The sequence below is a fragment of the Rhodococcus sp. (in: high G+C Gram-positive bacteria) genome (genome assembly GCF_049591685.1).
Classification (GTDB): domain Bacteria; phylum Actinomycetota; class Actinomycetes; order Mycobacteriales; family Mycobacteriaceae; genus Rhodococcoides.
The window spans coordinates 1-8,155 of sequence record NZ_JBAWFH010000368.1; the positions used below are offsets into that span (position 1 = coordinate 1).

Sequence of the window (8,155 nt, forward strand, 5' to 3'; positions counted from 1 at the left end):
CCGACGAGGAGTCTCTCGGGGTCAGCGAGCTGATCCGCTGGCTCACCGAGCGGATCTCCAATCCTCGCGCCGTCAGCACCGGCGAGCGCAGCAGACGACTGGACAGCGAAGCCGCCGTCGTCCAAATCGCCACGATCCACGCCACCAAAGGGCTCGAATTTCCCATCGTCTACGTCCCGTTCGCCTGGCACGCGTCGACCATCCAAAAACCGCAGACGCTGCTGTTCCACGACGGAAGACGTCGGATCCTGGATGTCGGCGGCGGTCGAGGCAAAGGGTGGGCGATGCGTAAATCGCTGTCCGACATCGAGCAGGGCGGCGAGGAGCTTCGGCTGCTCTACGTAGCACTGACGCGAGCCCAATGCCGCGTTGTGGCGTGGTGGGCGCCCGCCTTCACCACCGCTACCGCCCCGCTGCACCGTCTGCTGTTCGGCCGGATTCCCGGAATCGTGGAGCCGGAGCCCAAAGTCAAGGTGCCCGACGACGCAGTGGTCGCCAACAGGCTCGAGTCCTGGGCGGGGGCAGCGGGCGGCGCCATCACCGTCGAAGAAGTGACGCCTCGCGACGTGACCCCGGTAGAACGCTCGACCGACAGCGCGGTCGAGCGCCTGCACGCGGCAACGTTCGGTCGAAGCCTCGACATGCTGTGGCGCCGTACGTCGTACTCGGCTCTGACCGCTGCGGCCCACGACGGCCCCGGCGTGACGAGCGAACCGGAACGGCCCGAGAAGAACGACGAACCCGAGGAAGCACCTCCGATCGACGACGAGCTGAGCGGAATACCGTCGCCCATGAACGGTCTACCCGCGGGTGCCGCGTTCGGCACCCTGGTACACGAGGTCCTCGAACACCTCGATACGTCGGCGACGGATCTGAGCGCGGAGCTGCTCGGCCGTTGCACCGATGCCATCGACGAACGGCTCGAAGACATCGACCCGCAGCAATTGGCCGACGCGCTGATGCCGGTGCTGCGGACACCGTTGGGCTTCGGAACCCTCGCCGACATCGCACCGGCCGATCACCTGGCCGAATTGGACTTCGAACTTCCGCTCGCCGGCGGCGAAGATCCAGTCGCCCACGTCGTCACACTTCGCGGCATCGCGCGACTGATCCGCAAGCACCTGCCGACCGAGGACTCGCTGTACGCCTACGCCGATCAACTCGACGTACTCGAATCTCAGCCTCTGCGTGGCTACCTCACCGGCAGTATCGACTCCGTACTCCGGATCATCGGTTCGGCAGGCCATCCGCGCTACGTCGTCGTCGATTACAAGACCAACCGGCTGTCCCGAGGGGACCTCACCGTCATGCACTTCACTCGGGATCGAATGGCTCAGGAGATGTTGCGCTCCCACTATCCACTGCAAGCGCTGCTGTATGCCGTTGCGCTGCATAGGTATCTGCGGTGGCGTCAGCCCGGGTACGACCCCGAAATGCATCTCGGCGGAGTCCAGTACCACTTCGTACGCGGGATGGTCGGACCCGAGACCCCTGCAGGGTGCGGAGTATTCGACTGGTATCCGCCTGCGCCGCTCGTCACGGACGTGTCCGATCTACTTGCGGGAATAGAGGCGCCGTGACCGACGCACAATTGGTACAACGCGCCAAAGGGCGACTGCAGGTGTTCAACGCGGCCGGGATACTCGCTGCCGCCGACGTCCACGTCGCGCTGCGAATCGGGATGCTCAGTGGCGAGACCTCGGAGGAAGTACTGTTCGCGGCTGCCCTCGCGGTACGCGCGGTCCGGTCCGGCTCGGTGTGCCTCGACCTGCGTCGCCTCCGCGACGTCACCGTCGACGAGGAATCCGACGTCGATGTCGACGCGCTGCCGTGGCCCGAATTGAGCGACGTGCTGAACGCATTGCGTGCGAGTCCGCTAGTAACCGGAGGTGAACGCGGTCCGCTCACCCCACTGAGACTCGTCGACACCGACGAGGGCGAGTTGCTGTATCTCGATCGCTACTTCCTGCAGGAGCGGACCATTCGACAGGTGCTGGACAGTCGCGAGCAGATGGTTCCTCACGCGGACCGAGACCGAATCAAGGTGCTGCTCGACCGACTGTTCACCGACGGCTTGGGGCAGCCGACGGCAGCGCCCGATCGTCAGCGAATTGCCGCGGCCCTGGCAGCAACGCAATGGACCGCCGTGATCGCGGGTGGGCCCGGAACAGGCAAGACCCACACCGTAGCCCGCATACTTGCGCTGCTCGTGCACCAACTCGGACCATCCATCCGCATCGGTCTAGCCGCTCCGACGGGGAAAGCGGCTGCGAGACTGCAGGAATCGGTTACCAACCAATCCGCTGAACTCGGCCTGCCAGAGGGCATCACAGCAATGACCGTGCACCGGCTGCTCGGGTGGCAGCGTGGAAGCAAGAGCAGATTTCGGCACAATGCGTCCAACCGGCTTCCGTACGACGTCATCGTGGTGGACGAGACCTCGATGGTGTCGTTGACGATGATGTGTCGACTGCTCGAAGCCGTGCGCGCGGATACCCGGTTGATTCTTGTCGGTGACCCCGATCAGTTGACATCGGTGGACGCCGGCGCGGTGCTCGCCGACCTCGTCGCGCGGCCGGTCCGCCCCACCACGAACCCGACCTTGCTGTCGCTGATCGCCCCGGATCTCGACGCGGCCAGCGACCCAAACGAGGCCGCACTTTCCGGGGCCGAGCGCAGTCGGCTCGCCGGCGGGGTGATTCGGTTGAGCCGCGGCAGACGATTCGGTGGCGCAATCGCAGAATTGGCCGTAGCCGTGCGTGACGGGCACGCCGATCGAGTTGTGGAACTGCTGCAATCCGAGCGCGAGGAAGTGTCTTTTCACGGACCGACCGATCTGGATGCGTTGCACGCCGACATCGTCTCCACCGCGGCTACGGTGACCGATTTCGCACGGCGCGGACGGGCCGTCGAGGCACTGGAAGGTCTGGAATCGCATCGGCTGCTGTGCGCGCACCGACAGGGACCTTTCGGGGTGCAATTGTGGGCTCGTCGGGCCATGGAGTGGGTCGGGGAGGCAACCGGAACCTTCCTGAACCCGGCCGCTTCTGCGATCCCCACTATTTCCGCGAACCCGCCGTGGTACGCGGGTCAACCGCTGCTGTTGACGGCCAACGATCATGAAGCACGCATCTACAACGGCGACACCGGCGTCATCATCGATACAGGTGACGGTGCACTGATGGCAGCCTTCCAGCGCGGAGCCGAACCCCTGCTGGTCCACCCGAACGTGCTGTCCTCGGTGCAGACCGTCTACGCCATGACGATTCACCGCAGCCAGGGGAGCCAGTACGACACCGTCTCGGTGATGCTGCCTGCTCAGGCGTCGTCGCTCCTGACTCGCGAACTGCTCTACACCGCGATCACTCGCGCTCGGAAGCACGTCCGCATCATCGGGACCGAGGAAGCGGTGCAAGCAGGAGTGGAGCGCCAGGTGTTACGAGCCAGCGGACTACGCCGGACGATCGTGACCTGACGACGCAGCGTTTCGCGACGCGATCGCCATCCGCACACTGTCGGCGGTGTGGCACCACGACCGTGCCTGCAGGCTCCACACCCGAGCCGCAGCCTTCGCCCCGTCGCGTGTGCACTGCTCGCTCTGCACCACGCAGCCACGAGCGTGGGCACGGGCGCGCAGGTGCAGCTCCGAAAGATCGGCACTCGCGCAAACCGCGTGCACCGTCGCGGAATCGACACGAGCACCGGCCACCTCGCAGAACGCATGCAGTGAACGAAGCTCGGTCGGAAGTGAACCGGCGGTGGCTACATCGGCCGCCTCGTCGGCGACACCGGGGTTGTGGGCCAGCGCCACTGGCCCATCGGCCTCGCCGCTGAGACCGACCGCCCACGCGCTGAGGAAGGACGGGTGCGGAACGTTCCACACCTCCCGGAAGGTGGCGACTGCGACGGTGGCGATGAGATCCGCTTCGTCGCGTTGCCCGTCGATTGTGTAATCCATGATCGTGCCGTCGACCATCGGTTTGCCGGGCTCCGACCATCCGAGGCCGTACAGACGGCGGTCACCGGACTCTGCACCAGGGGTACCGGGGTAGAGATACGACGGTAGGGACGCGACCCCGACAATCAGGTCGTCGACGCCCACCAGGTCCACGTAGGGACGTTGACCTCGGGTGCCGTGGCTTGCCTGTGCCGAGGTGATGGTGATGTACGACCCCTCGGGCAACGCGGCGAGATACGTCGTCAAGTTGGCCTCGAATCGTCGCCACGCCTCGAACACGACAACTTCGAACCCGGCGACATCGAACCCGGCCGTCTCGAAATCCCTGTCACGCCCTGCACTCACTTGCGCTCCTTCGCCGATCACCCACGACTGTGCACCCGAAGTTCTGCAAATCGAAAGATAGCGGGCGGGTCCGACAAAGTCGGCGAGGCGACGCCCCGAAGTCTCGGTCAGTAGACGTCGCGCAGGTAGCGTTTGGCGGACTTCAGTTCGGCGACGTAGTCCTCTGCCTGGTCGGCAGAGCGCCCACCGTGTTCTGCAACGACATCGTGAAGAGCCTCGTCGACGTCTTTTGCCATCCGTGTCGCGTCGCCGCAGACGTAAAAACTGGCGCCCTCTTCGAGCCAGCCGTACAGCTCCTTGCCGTTCTCCCGCATGCGGTTCTGTACGTACACCTTCTCGCGTTGGTCGCGCGAGAAAGCGAGGTCGAGGCGAGCCAGAGTGCCGTCGGTGCTCATCGCGAGCAGTTCGTCCTCGTAGATGAAATCGCTGTCGCGGTGCTGGTCGCCGAAGAACAGCCAGTTGCGGCCCGATGCACCCCGCGCCCGGCGTTCGTGCAGAAAGGCGCGAAACGGTGCGACGCCGGTGCCCGGCCCGACCATGACGATCGGCGTTTCGTCGTCGGTGGGGAGGCGAAACGACTTGTTCGCCGACAAAAACACGCCCGCCGCTTCGCCTGCGGGTACTCGATCGGCCAGGAAGGTAGAGCAGACACCGCCGCGATCACGCTCGGCGGAGCGGTAGCGAACGCTGGCAACGGTGACGTGGACTTCGCCGTCGTGCGTCGATGGAGCGGATGAGATCGAGTAGACGCGGTGCTGCAGTGGGCGCAGCAGTTCGAGCAGTTCAGCGGGTTCGGGGGAGTACGAGGAGTCCAACGCGAACACATCGAGGACGTCCCTGCCCCACGCCCAAGCGTCGAGTGAAGTTCGATCACCCGTTGCCAGCACGTGTGCGAGCTCCGCGTCGCCGGAGCGCTCGGCAACTACCTCGATCAGGTCCATCGACGGCACACCGATCTCGTACGAATGGCTCAGAAGCTCGTCGAGCCGATGCTCTGCGCCCTTCAGGGTGACCGTGGTGTCGGGATCGATGCCCAATCTGCCGATGAGGGCGTCCACCAGCTCGGGGTTGTTGACGGGTTTGACACCCAGGCCGTCGCCCGGCTCGTACGCCAGTCCGCTGTCTGCAAGGTCGAACGCGTAGTGCCGAATGTCCTTGGACGAGCCGGCGCCGGACAACACCCGGTTGGCCAGAACTCGGGCGCGGTAGGGGTTCTTTCGGTTCCACGGAGAACGCTTGGTCGGCGGTCGAGGCGCTTTCGTCGACGGATGGGATGGTGCGTCGGTGAGCGTCGTACCGACCGCTATCGATCGTTCGTCGATGTCGAGTCCCGCCTTACCGTCGTGATCCTGCGTGGTCATGACCGCCGATTCTAAACCGTCGACCCGCCTGAGCGGTCGCGCTCGACGGCTTGCGGTACGCCGTGGGTGTGACCGTGAGCAACCATGTGCCAAGATCTGCACCGACGCGTGTCGAGATTCGCACCGACGCGGCTCGGCCGGGTGGGACCGGCAGGCATGCGCGTGATCGATCAGTGAAGCGGTTCGTACGGGGCGGGGACTGAAAGAACATGGATCTGTTTCAGATAGTGATCATCGGTTTCGTGGCGGTGGCGTCGATGACGGTGGTGGCCGGGTTCGTCGCCATGGTGATCGGGAGCGATCGGCGAACTCCGAGGGGGCGAGTCAAGGTGAGAATTGCACCCGGCTGGTATCCCGACGCCCAGGACGAAACCCTGCTGCGGTATTTCGACGGGCGAGTTCCGACCGGCCGGACATCTCGCCGCGAACTCACCTGAGAGGTCGCCGAGCCGAGCCTTCACTCTCGTCGACTCCGCAATCGCTTCGACGGCGGTTGTGACGAGAGATGGTAGTAGAGAGCGTCTTCGGTGTCCTCGACGACAACCTGCACCACGTCGCCAACGGCGAGGTAGTTGTCGACGGCGATTCTGTCCTTGGCGCCGATGACGGCTTTGACCGATCGGGCAGGAATGAGACCTCGTCGACCGTCGGGACCCACGGCAAGTGCATACCGTGGACCCGTGCGGGTGACTCGTGCCGAAATGATCGCCGAGTCCTTCGGAACCGGGCTCGGCTGATCGGCGACGTCCTTCGAAACGGTTGTCTGCGAATCGAGCTGCGCCGCCAGATCGTCCGCCATGAGGTCGACCTGCAGCAGTAGTTCCGCCATCTGCCGGGCGTACTCGTCGTGCGCCTTGGTGGGCTTGAGCGGCTCACCCGGTTTGTACATGTCCTCGTGCGTCAGCTCGCCCCACGCGTCCTGCAGTCGGGTCTTGACCTGCACTTCGACCTTGACGTCGAGATCGCCCTGATGCGTTGCCACGCGAACGAGGAGTACGGCGTGATAGGCCCGGTAACCACTCGGCTTCGGGAAGGCCACGTAGTCCATCGGTTCCTTCGCGAAACGAACAGAGCACTCCGGGTTGCGGCAGGCACGCTCGAGGGCGTCGACGAGTGCGTGCTGATCGCGCGGGCTCTTGCACAGCACCTTGATGCCGATCAGATCGCTCAATGCGTCGATCACGTCGTCGACGCCGGCCGGCTCGGTGATCCTGCCCTCTGCGATCTTGCGGCGGAGCTTGTCGGCCGCCCGCGCCGGATCCTTGATTCGGGCCGTCTGTGCGTTGAGCCGATCGCGATCCACGTTGTCGAGAATTTCGTCGGCAATCGTTTCCAAGAAATTTTGCGCAGTGACCAGCGCAGCCTGCCAGGCGCGGCGGCGTTGTGAATACGCCTCGTCGACGAGCTCGTCGATACTCGTCGAGGCTGTCATTTCGTGCTGACTCCGATCGAAGAACCGACGAGGACCGTCGCTGGGAAAGGCTAGCGCAGCAAATAGTCCCTCGGCGGGAGGGCGTCCGGCGGGTGTGCGTGTCTGCAGTGGCCAACCACCCAACACTTGTCGGCGTGGAGGTTTACTCTCTTGGTCATGACGGCCACGGTCGCAGGAAGCGACGAATTCGTTTCGCAGTTCGATCCTTTTCGGCGCGAACTTCTCGCGCACTGCTATCGGATGACCGGGTCGATCCACGACGCCGAGGATCTGGTGCAGGAAACCTATATCCGCGCGTGGCGGGGGTACGGCAAGTTCGAAGGCCGGTCGTCGATGCGCACCTGGCTGTATCGGATAGCCACCAACACCTGTCTGACGGCGTTGGAAGGCAAGTCGAAGAGGCCGCTGCCGACCGGTCTCGGTGCTCCCAGTTCCGACCCCACCGATGACCTGATCGCCCAACACGAGATCCCGTGGCTCGAACCCATCTCCGACTCGGAACTGTCCGACTGCAACGACCCAGCGACGATAGTGGTCGAACGAGAGTCGATTCGGCTGGCATTCGTGGCTGCGCTGCAACACCTTTCGTCCCGTCAGCGAGCCGCACTTCTGATGCGTGAGGTGCTCCAGTGGAAGGCGTCCGAGGTTGCCGAGGTCTTGGCGACGACGACCACCGCCGTCAACAGTTTGCTGCAACGGGCGCGCGCGCAGTTGGAAGAAGACATGCCGACCCAGGACGGCGTCGTGGAACCGACGAGCGCTGAGACTCAGGAGTTGCTGGCCAAGTACGTCGACAGCTTCGAGCGGTACGACATCGATCAGTTGGTCGAGTTGTTCACCCAGGATGCAGTGTGGGAGATGCCCCCGTTCGAGGGCTGGTATCAGGGTGGCGAGAACATCGGCGCGCTCATCCGGGGCAACTGCCCGGCGGAAGGCCCGGGCGATATGAAAATGGTGCCTACCTCGGCAAACGGGCAACCGGCGTACGGGCTGTACATGCGCAACGAGGACGGCGTGCACATGCCGTTTCAACTTCACGTGCTCGATGTCCGCGGTGAC

General features: G+C 64.5%; 7 protein-coding genes. 4 read left to right on the plus strand and 3 right to left on the minus strand.

The annotated features are described in order from the left end of the window. Both WBQ44_RS15320 and recD read left to right on the plus strand, forming a co-directional pair. A partial coding sequence (locus WBQ44_RS15320) for a 3'-5' exonuclease (RefSeq protein ID WP_495567527.1) occupies positions 1-1,580 on the plus strand: 1,580 nt, incomplete at its 5' end. Then, on the plus strand, positions 1,577-3,475 hold the full coding sequence (gene recD, locus WBQ44_RS15325) for an exodeoxyribonuclease V subunit alpha (RefSeq protein WP_495567528.1): 1,899 nt from the start codon (positions 1,577-1,579) through the stop codon (positions 3,473-3,475). The genes WBQ44_RS15320 and recD, both read left to right, overlap by 4 nt. On the opposite strand, the gene WBQ44_RS15330 is transcribed toward recD, so the two are convergent. Together WBQ44_RS15330 and WBQ44_RS15335 are read right to left on the minus strand one after the other, a co-directional pair. Further along, the gene (locus WBQ44_RS15330; RefSeq protein WP_495567529.1) at positions 3,452-4,303 is read right to left on the minus strand and encodes a TY-Chap domain-containing protein; all 852 of its coding nucleotides are present in this window, start codon (positions 4,301-4,303) and stop codon (positions 3,452-3,454) included. The genes recD and WBQ44_RS15330 overlap by 24 nt on opposite strands. Positions 4,304-4,410: 107 nt before the next feature. Further along, complete coding sequence (locus tag WBQ44_RS15335) at positions 4,411-5,664, minus strand: sulfite reductase subunit alpha (protein ID WP_495567530.1); 1,254 nt, start codon at positions 5,662-5,664, stop codon at positions 4,411-4,413. Positions 5,665-5,873: 209 nt separating this feature from the next. Here WBQ44_RS15335 and WBQ44_RS15340 point away from each other — a divergent pair, with 209 nt between their 5' ends. Then, entirely contained in the window at positions 5,874-6,101 is a 228-nt protein-coding gene (locus tag WBQ44_RS15340; protein WP_495567531.1) for a DUF2510 domain-containing protein, read from the plus strand. A 20-nt stretch (positions 6,102-6,121) separates the two neighbouring features. On the opposite strand, the gene WBQ44_RS15345 is transcribed toward WBQ44_RS15340, so the two are convergent. Further along, a complete protein-coding gene (locus WBQ44_RS15345) occupies positions 6,122-7,096 on the minus strand; it encodes a GTP pyrophosphokinase (protein ID WP_495567532.1) in 975 nt (324 codons plus the stop codon). Positions 7,097-7,252: 156 nt separating this feature from the next. On the opposite strand from WBQ44_RS15345, the gene WBQ44_RS15350 reads away from it, so the two are divergent. Beyond that, positions 7,253-8,155 (plus strand): sigma-70 family RNA polymerase sigma factor (locus WBQ44_RS15350; RefSeq protein ID WP_495567533.1); only part of this gene is annotated, 903 nt, incomplete at its 3' end.

What these genes read in the sequence shown, in the direction of transcription:
- WBQ44_RS15340 (WP_495567531.1), top strand. Translation starts at nt 5,874, where the DNA reads ATGGATCTGTTTCAGATAGTGATCATCGGTTTCGTGGCGGTGGCGTCG.
- WBQ44_RS15335 (WP_495567530.1), bottom strand. Translation starts at nt 5,664, where the DNA reads ATGACCACGCAGGATCACGACGGTAAGGCGGGACTCGACATCGACGAA.
- WBQ44_RS15345 (WP_495567532.1), bottom strand. Translation starts at nt 7,096, where the DNA reads ATGACAGCCTCGACGAGTATCGACGAGCTCGTCGACGAGGCGTATTCA.